This is a genomic window from Niveispirillum sp., assembly GCF_052437035.1.
Taxonomy (GTDB): Bacteria; Pseudomonadota; Alphaproteobacteria; order Azospirillales; family Azospirillaceae; genus Niveispirillum.
Genome location: NZ_JBQVOH010000007.1, coordinates 238922 through 252364, shown reverse-complemented (window position 1 = coordinate 252364; position 13443 = coordinate 238922). Strand labels below are relative to the sequence as shown.

Annotated in this window: 11 protein-coding genes; 2 read left to right on the top strand and 9 right to left on the bottom strand. The window is 66.4% G+C overall.

The window, feature by feature from the left end; genetic code table 11:
- Positions 1–32 precede the first annotated feature (32 nt).
- Both ACT6Q8_RS18320 and ACT6Q8_RS18315 read left to right on the top strand, forming a co-directional pair.
- Positions 33–1022, top strand: a complete 990-nt coding sequence (locus ACT6Q8_RS18320; RefSeq protein ID WP_444733487.1) for a hypothetical protein — start codon at positions 33–35, stop codon at positions 1020–1022.
- Between the two features lie 196 nt (positions 1023–1218).
- Entirely contained in the window at positions 1219–2823 is a 1605-nt protein-coding gene (locus ACT6Q8_RS18315; RefSeq protein ID WP_444733488.1) for a phosphoenolpyruvate carboxykinase, read from the top strand.
- Positions 2824–3064: 241 nt separating this feature from the next.
- Here ACT6Q8_RS18315 and ACT6Q8_RS18310 read toward each other — a convergent pair whose 3' ends face one another.
- The 9 genes from ACT6Q8_RS18310 to ACT6Q8_RS18270 form a co-directional block, all read right to left on the bottom strand.
- Positions 3065–4207, bottom strand: coding sequence for a winged helix DNA-binding domain-containing protein (locus ACT6Q8_RS18310; protein ID WP_444733489.1), 1143 nt, complete (start codon positions 4205–4207; stop codon positions 3065–3067).
- 69 nt (positions 4208–4276) lie between these two features.
- Entirely contained in the window at positions 4277–5680 is a 1404-nt protein-coding gene (gene ccmI / locus ACT6Q8_RS18305; protein WP_444733490.1) for a c-type cytochrome biogenesis protein CcmI, read from the bottom strand.
- Positions 5677–6150 (bottom strand): cytochrome c-type biogenesis protein, encoded by a 474-nt coding sequence (locus ACT6Q8_RS18300; protein ID WP_444733601.1) that lies wholly within the window; start codon positions 6148–6150, stop codon positions 5677–5679. Before ACT6Q8_RS18300 ends, ccmI begins: the two co-directional genes overlap by 4 nt.
- A gap of 44 nt (positions 6151–6194) precedes the next feature.
- Positions 6195–6740, bottom strand: coding sequence for a DsbE family thiol:disulfide interchange protein (locus tag ACT6Q8_RS18295; protein ID WP_054167973.1), 546 nt, complete (start codon positions 6738–6740; stop codon positions 6195–6197).
- Between the two features lie 10 nt (positions 6741–6750).
- Positions 6751–8739 (bottom strand): heme lyase CcmF/NrfE family subunit, encoded by a 1989-nt coding sequence (locus ACT6Q8_RS18290; RefSeq protein ID WP_054167974.1) that lies wholly within the window; start codon positions 8737–8739, stop codon positions 6751–6753.
- Between the two features lie 43 nt (positions 8740–8782).
- Entirely contained in the window at positions 8783–9250 is a 468-nt protein-coding gene (ccmE, locus tag ACT6Q8_RS18285) for a cytochrome c maturation protein CcmE (protein ID WP_054168153.1), read from the bottom strand.
- Positions 9250–9456: a heme exporter protein CcmD gene (gene ccmD / locus ACT6Q8_RS18280; protein ID WP_054167975.1), complete on the bottom strand. Its 207-nt coding sequence runs from the start codon at positions 9454–9456 to the stop codon at positions 9250–9252. The genes ccmE and ccmD overlap by 1 nt, the downstream gene beginning before the upstream one ends.
- 4 nt (positions 9457–9460) lie before the next feature.
- A complete protein-coding gene (locus tag ACT6Q8_RS18275; RefSeq protein ID WP_054167976.1) occupies positions 9461–10183 on the bottom strand; it encodes a heme ABC transporter permease in 723 nt (240 codons plus the stop codon).
- 83 nt (positions 10184–10266) lie between these two features.
- Positions 10267–12987, bottom strand: a complete 2721-nt coding sequence (locus ACT6Q8_RS18270) for an EAL domain-containing protein (protein ID WP_444733491.1) — start codon at positions 12985–12987, stop codon at positions 10267–10269.
- Between the last annotated feature and the right edge of the window lie 456 nt (positions 12988–13443).

Below are 13443 nucleotides of genomic sequence, written 5' to 3'. Positions count from 1 at the left end.
CAAGGAAGAGGCTCCACAACCGGGTTCTTCCTATGCGCCTCCCCCTGCTCGCGGCCACCCTGACCCTCTGCCTTCTCTCCCCCACCGCCTTTGCCCGCCCCGTGGCGGAATGCCAGTCGGCGGAGGAGGCGGAGATGGCGGCGGCCCTGGCGGCAGAGGGGATTGCCGAACCCACCCTGGCCCTGACTGGCGTCGGGCGGTCGGCAACGACCACGGGCGGAGAGTGGGTGGTGGTGGGCTGGCGGCCCTGCCTGGACCCGACGGCGGAGCCGGAGGGCGGGGTTTCCACCCGCATCAGCCTTTATCACCGCACGGGCAAGGCCGCCCCCAAACCTGTCGCCAGCCTGGACCTGCCGCCCGTTCAGCGTTTCGTCAGCCCGTCGGAAGATGCGGTGGTGGCCACCAAATGGGGTCCGCTGCTGCTGATCGAGGCGGCGACGGGCGGGTCCTGCATGGGGTGCGAAACGCTGGTGCCGCTGCTGCTGACCGGCGACAAGCTGGTGATGCTGACCCCGCCCGACCCGGATATCGCCCTGCGCGAGGTGACAGGATCGTCGCCCGACATCATCCTGACCGGGTTCCTGACCCGGTTTGAGGCCTATCCCCCGCTCTGTAGCGCCTGCTCCCCCTCTACCACTATCCATCTGCGGCTGGAGAAGGACCGGCTGGTGGAGGCATGCGACCGGTTCCGCGACAATTACATCAGCGATGCCGCCGCCGCGCGCGAGGAACTGGCCGCCCTGGCCGGGGACCCGGTGGGTCCCGATACGGTCAATGATCTCTATGCTGGCAGCATCGCGCGGCTGCTGGACCGGGTGAATGCCGGTGAAACGCCTTCAGGGGCACTACCGGATTTCCAGGATGAAGCGGCCAAGGCCATCGACCGCGCAGACCCCAGCCGCGGTGCCACCATCCGGCGCAGCGCCGCCGCCCTGTCAGAGGCGATAATATCTGCACAATCAACGGGTAAGCTCTCCCGCGCCTGCCCCGCCCTGGGGGTTGAGCGCCCGCGTTTGCGCTGATCCGATCCTCTGCGTCCTGCCCCGCGCGCATGCCTGTCGCGGGGGCCTTGGGCTTGCGTATGGGGGGCAGGAACGGTAATGCTATCGGCGCCGTTACATAAAATGCCCCGTAGCGACCTTTCCGGCACTACCGAGGGCGATCCCCACCAAAAGGGGACGGCGTCCAAAGTCGACACTGGAGAGGGAGAAACCCAACGTGGAACATACCGGTCCCGTCATCAGCAGCTACGGTCTGGATTATCTGGGCCTGACCAATCTGAAGGCCGCCCACTGGAACCTGAGCGCCGGCGCGCTGTATGAGCAGGCTCTGCGCCGTGGCGAGGCCAAGCTGTCCAAGGATGGCGCCCTGGTCGCCATCACGGGCCAGCATACGGGCCGGTCGCCCAACGACAAGTTCACAGTGAAGGAAGAGACCACCGCCGACGATATCTGGTGGGGTCCCAACAAGCCCTTCACGGAAGAGGCGTTCGACCGGCTGCATGCCCGCGTCACGGCCTTTCTGCAGGACCGCGAGGTCTTCGTGCAGGATCTTTATGCCGGGGCCGACGCCGCCTACCGCCTGCCCGTGCGCATCGTGACCCAGCATGCCTGGCACAATCTGTTTGCCCAGAACATGTTCATCCGCCCGCCCCTGAAGGACCGTATGGCGTTTGAACCGGCCTTCACCGTGCTCCAGGCCCCCGATTTTCGGGCCGTGCCGGAACGTGACGGCACGAGGTCCGACGTGTTCGTGGTGATCAACTTCAAGCGCAGGCTGGTCCTGATCGGCGGCACCTCCTATGCCGGGGAAATCAAGAAGTCGATCTTCTCCATCCTGAATTTCCTGCTGCCGGGCCAGGGCGTGCTGCCCATGCATTGCTCCGCCAATATCGGCGCCAATGGCGACACGGCCATCTTCTTCGGCCTGTCGGGTACGGGCAAGACCACCTTGTCGGCGGACAGTTCGCGCACCCTGATCGGCGATGATGAACATGGCTGGTCGGACCGCGGCGTCTTCAATTTCGAAGGCGGCTGCTATGCCAAGGTCATCCGCCTGTCGGCAGAGGCCGAGCCGGAAATTTTCGAAACCACCCGCCGCTTCGGCACGGTCCTGGAAAATGTCGTCATGGACCCGCAGAGCCGGGAACTGGACCTGGATGATGCCAGCCTGACGGAAAACACCCGCGCCTCCTACCCGATCGATTTCATCCCGAACGCATCGGCGACAGGTTTGGGTGGTCAGCCGCTGAACATCATCATGCTGACGGCGGATGCGTTCGGCGTGCTGCCGCCCATTTCCAAACTGTCGTCCGAACAGGCCATGTACCATTTCCTGTCCGGTTACACGGCCCGCGTGGCCGGCACGGAAAAGGGCGTCACGGAGCCGCAGGCGACGTTCAGCACCTGCTTCGGCGCCCCCTTCATGCCGCGTCATCCGACCGTCTATGCCAAGCTGCTGGGCGAGAAGATCAAAACCCATGGCGCCAATTGCTGGCTGGTCAATACCGGCTGGACGGGCGGCGCCTATGGCACCGGCAGCCGCATGAAGATCGGTCATACCCGCGCCCTGGTGAACGCCGCGCTGTCGGGCAAGCTGGCCACCGTCAGCCACAAGCCGGAACCGAATTTCGGTCTGGCCGTGCCGGAAGGGTGTGATGGGGTGCCGGCAGATGTGCTGATGCCGCGCAACGCCTGGGCCGACAAGTCGGCCTTTGACGCCACCGCGCATGAGGTGGCGCGCCGGTTTGAGGCCAACTTCACCCAGTTCGCCGACCAGGTGGACGAAAAGGTCGTGCGCGCCGGTATCCGTACCGCCGCGTAAACAGACCGTCCACCCTCCCGCCGATGACCGGGGCGGGGCGATCAGGGCCGGGGGCGCGATCCTCCGGCCTTTTTTGCGGCTGGCGTGGCTCCCTCACCCTCCCAAACGCTGGCGCGTTCGGGCCCCTCCCTTTCCCGCCAAGCGGGCGAGGAGCAGAATTCTACCCTCGCCCACGAACGTGGGAGAGGGAGGGGCCTATTGGCGTCAGCCAATGGGAGGGTGAGGGCCAGACGTTCCCCCCTCAAACCCCCGTCACCGCTACCGTCAGCCCACCCGACAGCAGCCTCAACCCCCGCGTAATCGCCGGCAATTCCTTCTTATAGACCCGTTCCAGCGGCGTGACCTGCACCTCCCAGGCGCCCTTGCCCTTTGGCCCCGCCACACGTTTATGCGACCAGGTGGCGACCACCCGGCCCTGGCGCAGGATCACGGGGCTGATCCAGCCGGCCACGCGGTACACGGCGGGCCGGAACCGGTCCTCCAGATACTGGCCCGTATCGGCATGGGCCAGGAGATAGGGATCGAACAGGCCCAGCACGCTGATCTGCCCCTCCGCCGGTTCCGCGGCCAGCAGGTCGGCCATGTCGCGTTCCAGCACATAAGCCTTCTTGCCCGCCAGCGTTACCGGCACGATCTCCCCGCCCAGATCGGCAAAGGCCTGTTGCGCCGGCCCGGCATAGAAGCCCACGAATTTCTTGAAATCTGCCGGTGTGGCCGGGCCATAGACGGCAAGGTAGCGGCGGGCCAGATCGGCCATGGCCGTGCGCGCGTCCGGCACCACAGGCGCGTGGCCCAGCCATTGCGCCAGATGCACGAACAGGGCCTCGCGCGCCCCCTCGCCATCGCCCTTGTCCGCCGGCCCGTGGCAGACATGGCCCAGCGCGCAGGCCAGCTTGATGATCCCGCCCCAGCTATGTTCCAGCATGGGTCGCGCCCATTCGCCCAATTCCGGCACCAGCCGGCGTGACAGGTCCATGCGGCTATGCGCGCCCTGTTCCAACGCCTGCACCACCGCCGCGACCAGCGTGTCGACCTGATCCAGGCTCAACCCTTCCTTGGCATACCAATTATGGTAACCGGCGACATATTCCCGGCGCAGGCCCAGGATCATGGGCAGGTCGGCGGCAGGTGTCAGATGCAGGGTGGAACGCTGCGCCCAGAGTTTCACCAGGCTGCGATCCTGATAAAGCGCGCGGTCGATATCGCCATCCGCCGTCCCCGCCGCGCTGCGCGCCCGCAATTGCAGGATGGCGGCGGAATGGACCTGCGCCTGCGCCCCGATCAGGGTCCGCGCCGCGATCAGGGCGTCCGCCGCCGGCCTTGTCAGGTGCTGACGGTCCAGCCGGAAGGAAAGCGCCTGCGGCAGCGTGATCGCGGTCATCATGGGTCCTGCGGATCGCATCAATACCGCAGGATGCCCCAGATGCATTTCAAGAACAATAGGGGAACAGACCTATTTCAGGCTGTCCATGCGCCGTTGCAGTTCCGGCCGCTGCGGCGCATCGGCGGGAAGCTGTTTCAGCAGCCGTCCCCACAGATCGCGCGCCCGGTCATTCTTGCCTTCATTCGCGGCCTGCTGCCCCAGGTAATAGAGCGCCTGCGGATTGTCCGGCGCCAGGTCCAGAACCTTGGCCATCGCGTCCAGGAATTCCGCACTGCCCTGGGTCTGCGCGTCGTCGGGGGCCGTCAGGCGCGACAGATCCAGCCAGGCCTGCAACCGCTTGGGATCGGCCTTCACGGCACCGCGCAGCGCGTCGCGCGCAGCGTCCAAATTGCCCTGCACCTCCCGCGCACGGGCCAGCCGCATCCAGCCATCGGCGTCGCCGGGATTATCCTTCAACTTGGCCTGCAGCCCGTCCACCATGCTGTTGATGGTGGCCTGCTGGTCCTGCTGGCTCATCCCCGCCATGGCCTGCATCTGTTCGGGCGACAGGGCGGGGGCGGCCCCGCCACTACCCGGCGCCGCCGCCGGCGACGGAGCGCTGGCCGGCTTGGGCGATGGGGTAATGGCGATGGGGTCCAGGCCAACTTGGGTGGCGGCATCATGGATGCGGGCCCGCACCGTGGGCAGCCAGGGCGCATCAGCAGGGCTGTCGGCGACCAGGGCGGTCCAGCGGTCCAGCGCGCCACGAATGTCACCCGCCTGAATACGCGCCATGCCCAGATAGTACCGGGCGCGCGCATCCATGGGGTCGGCGGCCACCGCCTCGGTGAACAGGCGCACCGCCTCTTCCCCCACCACGCCATCGGCGGCGACGGTCAAAGCCTCGGCCAGCGCGCCCTGCACACTGCCATTACCGGGCGACAGGCGCAGGACCTGACGCCAGGCATTGACGGCATCGGCAGGCCGGCTCATGGCGCCATAGGTCTGGGCCAGCAGGCCCCAGGCGCCGACATCGTCGGGATTATCCTTCAATGCCGCTTCCAGTTTGGCGACGGCCTCCATCACCTGCGGCGGCACGGGTGCCTCCGGCGGCCGGGTGGCAAAGGGCACGGCCGGCAAGTTGGGCTGACCCAGCGGCAGATAGACGCCCAGCGCCGCCAAGGGCAGCAGCAGGGTTAGCACCAGGGCTGTGCGCTGTGCCGGTTTGGCGAGGGCCTCCACCTTGACCCCCGCCGCCTCATCCGCGACGGACAGCAGGCGGCGGCCCACCTCGGCGCGTGCCGCGCGGGCCTGATCATCGGACAGGATGCCGCGTTTCAGGTCACGCTCGATCTCCGCCACCTGTGCGGCATAGACGCCGCGCGCAAACTCCGCCGCGCCTTCCAGCGGCGGGGGCGGGCGCAGCAGGGTGCGCAGCAGGGGCAGCAGGGCCAGCGCCGTCAGGGCGGCTGCGACCAGCCAGAAACCGATCATCGCCCAACCCCCGGCTTGTCATCATTCAACAGGGCCGCCAACCGCGCTTCTTCCTCTGCCGTCAGGGCGGGGGCCGGCATGGTATCCACATCCCGGCGGCGCTGGCGCATATAAAGCGCGGTGCCGAAACCGGCCAGCAGCAGCAGGGCGAACGGCCCGCCCCAAAGCAGGGCCGTGTAACCTGTTACCGGCGGGCGCAGCAGCACGAAATCACCATAGCGGTCATGGACATAGGCCAGGACCTGTTCATTGCTGTCCCCGGCCACCAGCCGTTCGCGCACCAGCACGCGCAGGTCGCGGGCAAGGTCAGCATTGCTGTCATCGATGGACTGGTTCTGACAGACCAGACAGCGCAATTCCTTGGAAATCTCCCGCGCGCGGGCCTCCATCACGGGATCGGCCAGTTTCTCGTCCGGCATCACCGCCAGGGCGGGAAGGGAAAGGGTGGCGGCTAGCACGGTGGCGGCCATCCAGCCTGCCGCCCGTTTCGTCACCCCGGCGAAAGCCCCACCCCTCATTTCGACAGCTCCCGGATCATGGGCAGGATCTTTTCGTCCACGTCAAACGGCATCAGCGGCCCGACATGGCGGTAGCGCACGCGGCCCTGGCGGTCGATGACATAGGTTTCCGGCACGCCATAGACGCCGAAATCGATGGCCACACGCCCATCCTTGTCGGCACCGATGGCGGTATAGGGGTTGCCCATCTGCGCCAGGAAGGCCTTCGCCGCTTCCGGCTTGTCCTTGTAATTGATGGCGTGGATGGTCACGCCCTGCTCATTGGCCAGCCGCATCAGCAGCGGGTGTTCCACGCGGCAGGGCGCGCACCAGCTGGCGAAGACGTTGATCAGCTGCACCTTGCCCGTCAGGTCGGCATTGGACAGGCCCTTCTCCCCCTCCGACAAGCCCGGCAGGGCGAAAACCGGCGCCGGCTTGTCGATCAGCATGGAGGGCAGGATCGACGGGTCGCGGGTCAGACCCAGGGCAAAATAGCCACCCAGGATCAGGAAGACGGCCAGCGGCAGCAGCAGCAGCAGGCGGTGACGGGTAACGGCGCTCATGCTGATGCTCTTATTCGGCAGGTTGTAGGGCGGGAGAGACGGGAGCCGCGCGGCGGGACGGAACCCCCACCCGCAACCGCCGGTCAGACAGGCTGAGACAGCCGCCCAGCACCATGATCAGCGACCCGATCCAGATCCAGGGCACCAGCGGATGGTGATACAGCCGGACCACCCAGCCGCCGCCGGCCCCGTTCTCCTCTCCCAGCACCACATACAGATCGGAATAGAAGGTGGTGTAGATGGCGGCTTCCGTCGTCTGCATCTTGGCCACCGGATACCAGCGGCGCTCCGCCTTCATCCGGGCAATGGGGGCGCCATCGCGGCTGACGCTGAAATGGCCCATTTCCGTGCGGTAATTGGCGACATTCAGGTCCTCGACCTTGTCCAGCACCAGTTCGTACCCGGCGATGCTGGCCTTGTCGCCCAGCTTCATCACCCGCACATCCTCGGCCAGCCAGAAGGTGGTGCCCACCATGCCGGCAATGGCGATGCCCATGCCGGCATGAGCCACCGACGTGCCCCAGGCGCCCAGCGGCAGGCCTCTGGCACGGGACAGGCTGTCGGCCAACGGCACCCGGAACAGCTTCACGCGTTCGGCCACTTCCCACAGGGCACCGAACCCGGCCCAGGCGGCCATGGCGATGCCGACCAGCGCCATCACCGGCTTCACGCCCGCCAGCCACAAAGCCAGCATCACCGACACCAGCGTCAGCAGCGCCACCACCCACATGCGCGACAGCACGCCCGGCAGATCCGCCCGCTTCCACGGCATGAACGGGCCCAGCGCCATCACCAGGATCAGCGGGATGGTCAGGAAGGGCGTGATGAAATTGTAATAGGGCGCACCCACCGAAATCTTGTGCCCGAACGCATCCAGCAGCAGCGGCATCAGGGTGCCGATCAGCACCACCGCCGCCGATACCGACAGCAGCAGATTGTTCATGACCAGCGCGCCTTCCCGGCTGAGCGGCGCGAACAGCCCACCGATCTTCAGCGCATGCGCCCGCAGTGCGAACAGCAGCAGCCCGCCGCCCGTGGCCAGGATCAGCAGGCCCAGCACCGCCACCCCGCGCTGCGGATCAACGGCAAAGGCATGGACCGACGTCAGCACGCCTGAGCGCACCAGGAAGGTGCCCAGCAGCGAAAGTGAGAAGGTGAGGATGGCCAGCAGGATGGTCCAGGTCTTCAGCGCGTCGCGCTTTTCCACCACGATGGCGGAATGCAACAGGGCGGTCCCCGCCAGCCAGGGCATCAGGGAGGCGTTTTCCACCGGGTCCCACATCCACCAGCCGCCCCAGCCCAGCTCGTAATAGGCCCACCAGGAACCCATGGCGATGCCCATGGTCAGCGAGGTCCAGGCCACCAGCGTCCAGGGCCGCACCCAGCGGCCCCAGGCCGGATCAACCCGCCCCTCGATCAGGGCGCCGACCGCAAAGGAGAAGGCGACGGAGAAACCGACATAGCCCAGATAGAGGAAGGGCGGGTGGAAGGCGAGGCCAGGGTCCTGCAACAGCGGGTTCAGGTCATTGCCGTCGAACGGCGCCGGATAGACACGGGCGAACGGATTGCTGGTCACCAGGATGAACAGCAGGAACCCGACCCCGATCAGGCCCTGCACGCCCAGCACGCGGGCCTTCAGCGTCGGCGGAATATTGCGCCCGAACCCGGCCACCGCCGCCCCGAACAGGGCCAGCATGAAGACCCAGAGCAGCATGGAGCCTTCATGGTTCCCCCACACGCCCGCCACCTTGTACAGCATGGGCTTCAGGCTGTGGCTGTTATTCACCACATTCTGGACGGAGAAGTCGGAAACGACATGCGCCTGCATCAGGGCCGCAAAGGAGATGGTGATGGCGGCCAACTGCGCAAAGGCCGCCATGCGCCCTGTCTCCATCCAGGCGACATCGCGGCGGGCCGCCCCGACCAGCGGCATCACCGACTGCGCCACCGCCAGCAGCAGGGCCAGAACCAGGGCGTAATGTCCGATCTCGGGGATCATGTCCGTCTCGCTGCTTGACCGCAAAAACCTGACAAAAGGTCAGTTACTTCCCCGCCTCATAGACCGGTTTTCCCGGCAATTCCGGCTTGAACTGGCCCGATGCTTTCAGGGCGTCGGCCACTTCCTTGGGCATGTATTTCTCATCATGCTTGGCCAGCACCTCCGACGCCACGAAGACGCCGTCGGAGCCCATGCGGCCTTCGACCAGCACGCCTTGGCCCTCACGGAACAGGTCGGGCAGGGGGCGGTCGGTGGTGATGGTCACGGAATGGGCCGTATCAGTGATGGTGAAGCGGGTGGAGACACCGTCATCCACCTTCACCACCGACCCGCCTTCAACCAGCCCGCCGACGCGCACCCGCTTGTCGCCCGGCGGCTTGGTCGCCAGATCGGAGGGTGAGAAGAAGAAGGCCACATTCTCCTCGAACGCGGTCAGGGTCAGGGCCGTGGCGGTGCCAAGACCGGCCAGCGCCAGCAGCAGCATATAGAGGCGGCGCTTCTTGCGCGTCATCATGGCTTTTCCTCCCCACCCGCGTCACCGGCACCGGCCCGGCGGCGGCGGCGCGGCAATGTCTGTTCCAGGCTGCGCAGCAGGCGTTCCTTGCGGCGCAGTGTGCCCAGGCTGGCCAGCAGCAGGCCCACCAGGACCAGCAGCGCCAGACCATAGCTGGACCAGACATAGATGGCGTATCCGCCCATGTGGAAAAAGTCGGCCATCCTGTCACACCCCCCCGGCCTGGGTCAGACGCAGGGTCTGGATCTTGCGTTCCGCCAGTTCGGCCCGCATGCGCAGAATGACGGTCGCCGCGAAATAAGTCTTGAAGGCCAGCGCCAGGATCAGCAGCGGCCACAGCATGTCGCCATGGATGGCAGGCCCGTCCATGCGCAGCACCGATGCCGGCTGATGCAGCGTGTTCCACCAGTCGACGGAGAATTTGATGATGGGCACATTGATGGCGCCCACCAGCAGCAGGATTGCCCCGGCCCGGTGCCCGCGCTGCGGATCATCAAAGGCATCGACCAGCGCCATATAGCCCAGATACAGGAAGAACAGGATCAGGACAGAGGTCAGTCGTGCATCCCACACCCACCATGTGCCCCACATCGGCTCCCCCCACAGGCTGCCCGTCACCAGGCAGAGCAGGGTGAAGCCCGCGCCCAGCGGGGCCGCGGCCTTGGAGTAAACCTCTGCCAGCGGATGGCGCCAGACGAGCGCACAGGCCGCCGCAACGGCCATCGAACTGTAGGTGAACATGGCCATCCAGGCGGCGGGCACATGCACGTACATGATGCGCACCGTGTCGCCCTGCTGATAGTCCTCCGGACTGACGAACAGCGCCAGATACAACCCGGCGGCGAACAGGATGGCGGACAGGACCGAGACCCAGGGCAGGATCAGGGCAGCCAGACGCAGGAAACGGGCGGGATTGGCGAAACGATGCATGATGGTCCCTATGTAGCATGGGACCTGCGGTTTTCACACCGCTGCCAACGGTTCCTGCGCTGATTTGATCCAGCGCAGAACGATCAGCCCCAGCGCCCGGCCCGCAATGTCCGCAGATCGGCCACGGCCTGACCCGGCATGGCGATGGCATGATGAACCAGCGCCGTGGCCATGTCGGCCTCCAGCGGTTTGGCGAACAGGTATCCCTGCGCCCGGTCGCAGCCCATCTGCCGCAGCAGCGCCTCCTGCCCCTCCGTCTCCACCCCTTCGGCGATGACGCCGAATTCCATGATGCCGGCAATATGCAGGATGGCGCTGACCAGGGCCTTGCCCTTGTCGTCGCGCGACATGGCAGTCACGAAGCTGCGGTCGATCTTGATCGTGTCCACCGGCAGGTTCTGAAGATAGGCCAACGAGGAATAGCCCGTGCCGAAATCATCGATGGCCAGCCCGATGCCCAGATCGCGCAGGCCCTTCAGGATGGCGATGGCGTCTCCCCCCTGCCCGATCAGCCCGCTTTCGGTGATTTCCAGGCGCAGCCATTCCGGCCGGCATTCGGTCATCTCCAGCACACCCGTCACCCAGCGCACGATATCCAGGCGCGAGGGGTCGAGCTGATAGGGCGACAGGTTGACGGAGACATAGAGCGGATTATCGGCCCGGCCCCGGTTCCATTTCGCAATCTGGCGACAGGACTGCACCAATATATGGTTGCCCAGCGGCACGATCAGGCCCGTTTCCTCCGCCACCGCCACAAAGGTGGTGGGCGGAATGGGGCCATGTTCGGCATCGGTCCAGCGGGCCAGCGCCTCAAACCCCGCCAGTTCACCATCGGCCAGCCGCACGATGGGCTGAAAGACGGGCCGCACGCCATTGCTGAAATAGATGGCCTGACGCAGCTTGTCATAGATGATGTGGCGTTCGGTCAGGCGCGCGCGCATGGCCGCGTCGAACACGCGCCGGCCACCACCGCCCGCCGCCTCGGCCTCCGCACTGGCAATCTCCGCATCGCGCAGCAAGGCGGCGGCGTCGCCCCCGCCCTCGGCACTGGGCACCACGCCCAGGCTGGCCGTCACGAACATTTCCCGCCCGGACACCGACAGTGGCGCGCGCAGGGCGTCACGCACGGCATGGGCCAGATCATCGACACGCCCCGCCTCCTGATCAAAGGACAGGACAGCGAATTCGCCCGTGTCGATGCGGCCCAGAAGGTCATCTGCCGGCACACAATCGCGCAGCCGGCGGCCCACGGCGGCCAGCAGGGCATGGGCATCCGCCTCGCCCAGCGTCGCCTTCAGCGCGCGGAACCGGTCCAGACCGATGACGGTGACGGCAATCTCCGTCTCCACGCCCAGCGCCTGCTGCAGGGCATGCAGCAGATGCGTGCGGTTGGGCAGGCCCGTCACCCGGTCGAAATTGGCCATGACGTGCAGCTGCTGTTCCGTCCGGCGGCGATAGATCTCGGCCTGCCGTTCGGCCAGCAGGTGGTGCAGTTCCTGCGCCACCTCCAGCTCGCCATGGCTCCAACCCTGGCCGGCCCCGCGCAGCAGCACGACGATCCCGTCCGGCACATCGATGCCCAGAACGGGACCGCGCCAGACGATGCCTTCGCGCCGCGACGCCCCTTCCAGGCCCAGCTGTTCCTGCCAGTGGGACAGGGTGGCCAGATCATGGCTGGACCAATGGCTGCCTTCGATCCCGGCGACGGCCCCGTCATGGGGCAGTACCTCCCGGATCACGGGATAGGCCGCGATCAGGCCATCGGTCAGCTGCACACCCTGACGCAGCAGCCGGCCAAGGCGGGTCAGCCCGCGTGCGGCCACCGTGCGCGCGGCCACGGCGGCCCGTTCATCCAGGGCGGCGACCTGCGCCGCCACGATCTCGCCCAGCGCCTCGCACAAGGCGCGGATGGACGGGCTGACCGCATAGGCATCATTGCTTTCGCACCAGAGATAGCCCCACAGTCGACCGCCGACCAGCAAGGTCACCGCCAGCACGCCGCGCACATCGCGGCGCAGGGCGTGGCCCTGGAACAGGCGGGTGGGCTGGCGCAGGCTGGCGCGGCTGAGATCGACGGGCACGCCTGTCTGCGGGTTGACAGGCGGCACCAGCGGCACCGGCTCTGCCTGCATGTCGAACACGACACGGGCGCGATTCAGTTCCAGCAGCGAGGTTTCCAGCGGTCGCAGCGGCACAAAGCCGATATCGGCACCCGCATCGGCCCCTGGTACCGTGGCGGTGGCCAGCACCTGCACCGGCCCCTGATCCACCATCCGCACGAACAGCGCCCGGTCATAACCGGTCAGCCGGCGCAGATCCTGCACTACGGATTGGGCCAGATCGCCGATATCCACAATATGACGGTACCGGCGGATGGCAGCGCCAAAGCCGGCATTGATCATGCCCGCATCGCCCAGCCGGGTTGCAGGCTCCATCTCCAGGACCAGGCCGCCCGCATCCCAATGGCCATGGGCGATCAGGCGCAGCTTCTGCCCGCCGCGATCCACACGCAGCGGCACCGGCCCGATGGCATCGGCACCGGCCTGGGCGATGGCACGGTCCAGCGCCCGCGCCGCTATGGGACCCAGCAGATCCGCAACCGTCCGGCCCAGCGCCTGTTCTACCGGTATGCCCAGCAAGGCCGGCAGGTTGGCACCAGCCTGCACCAGCCTGCGGTCGCCTGCGTCCAGCACCATCAGCCAGCCATGCGGCTGCACCAGATCCAGACGCTCACCGGATGCGTCGCCACCCGCCGCGATCAGCGACTGTGGGGCGTGCCATCCATGGACGGGAGGGACCAGCATCAGGATCAGGACCAATGTTCAGGGAAAGGGAAAAGCCGGAAAAGAGAAAAGCAGATGACGTAACACCCGTCGGTGCGAGGGATCACATAGGTGCGTACAGGTTAATATTGCGTTGAGGTTTGCCGGTAATTGCGCTGAGTCAAAAGACAAGGACAGGAAACAGCATGCCGTGGACGTATCCGAACTGGCAACAGCGGAATTCAGGGTCGGAGGTACCGCGTTTGCACCGGCGTTGATCAAAAGCGACAAAGGACCTAGCTTATTGATCCGCAGCGAAATTGCGTCGGGCGCCTGGGACGTGATAACGATAATGGCAAAAGAATGTTCAGGCTCGGAGTTTGCCCGGACCATGTGGATCGAATGCTTTGTGCCAGCCACTTTGCCGGATGCGCCGGGCGCTTCGCCGGTGGCTGGCGCTATGGGTCCGTCCCCTGACCGGGGATGGCGGAGTGCGCG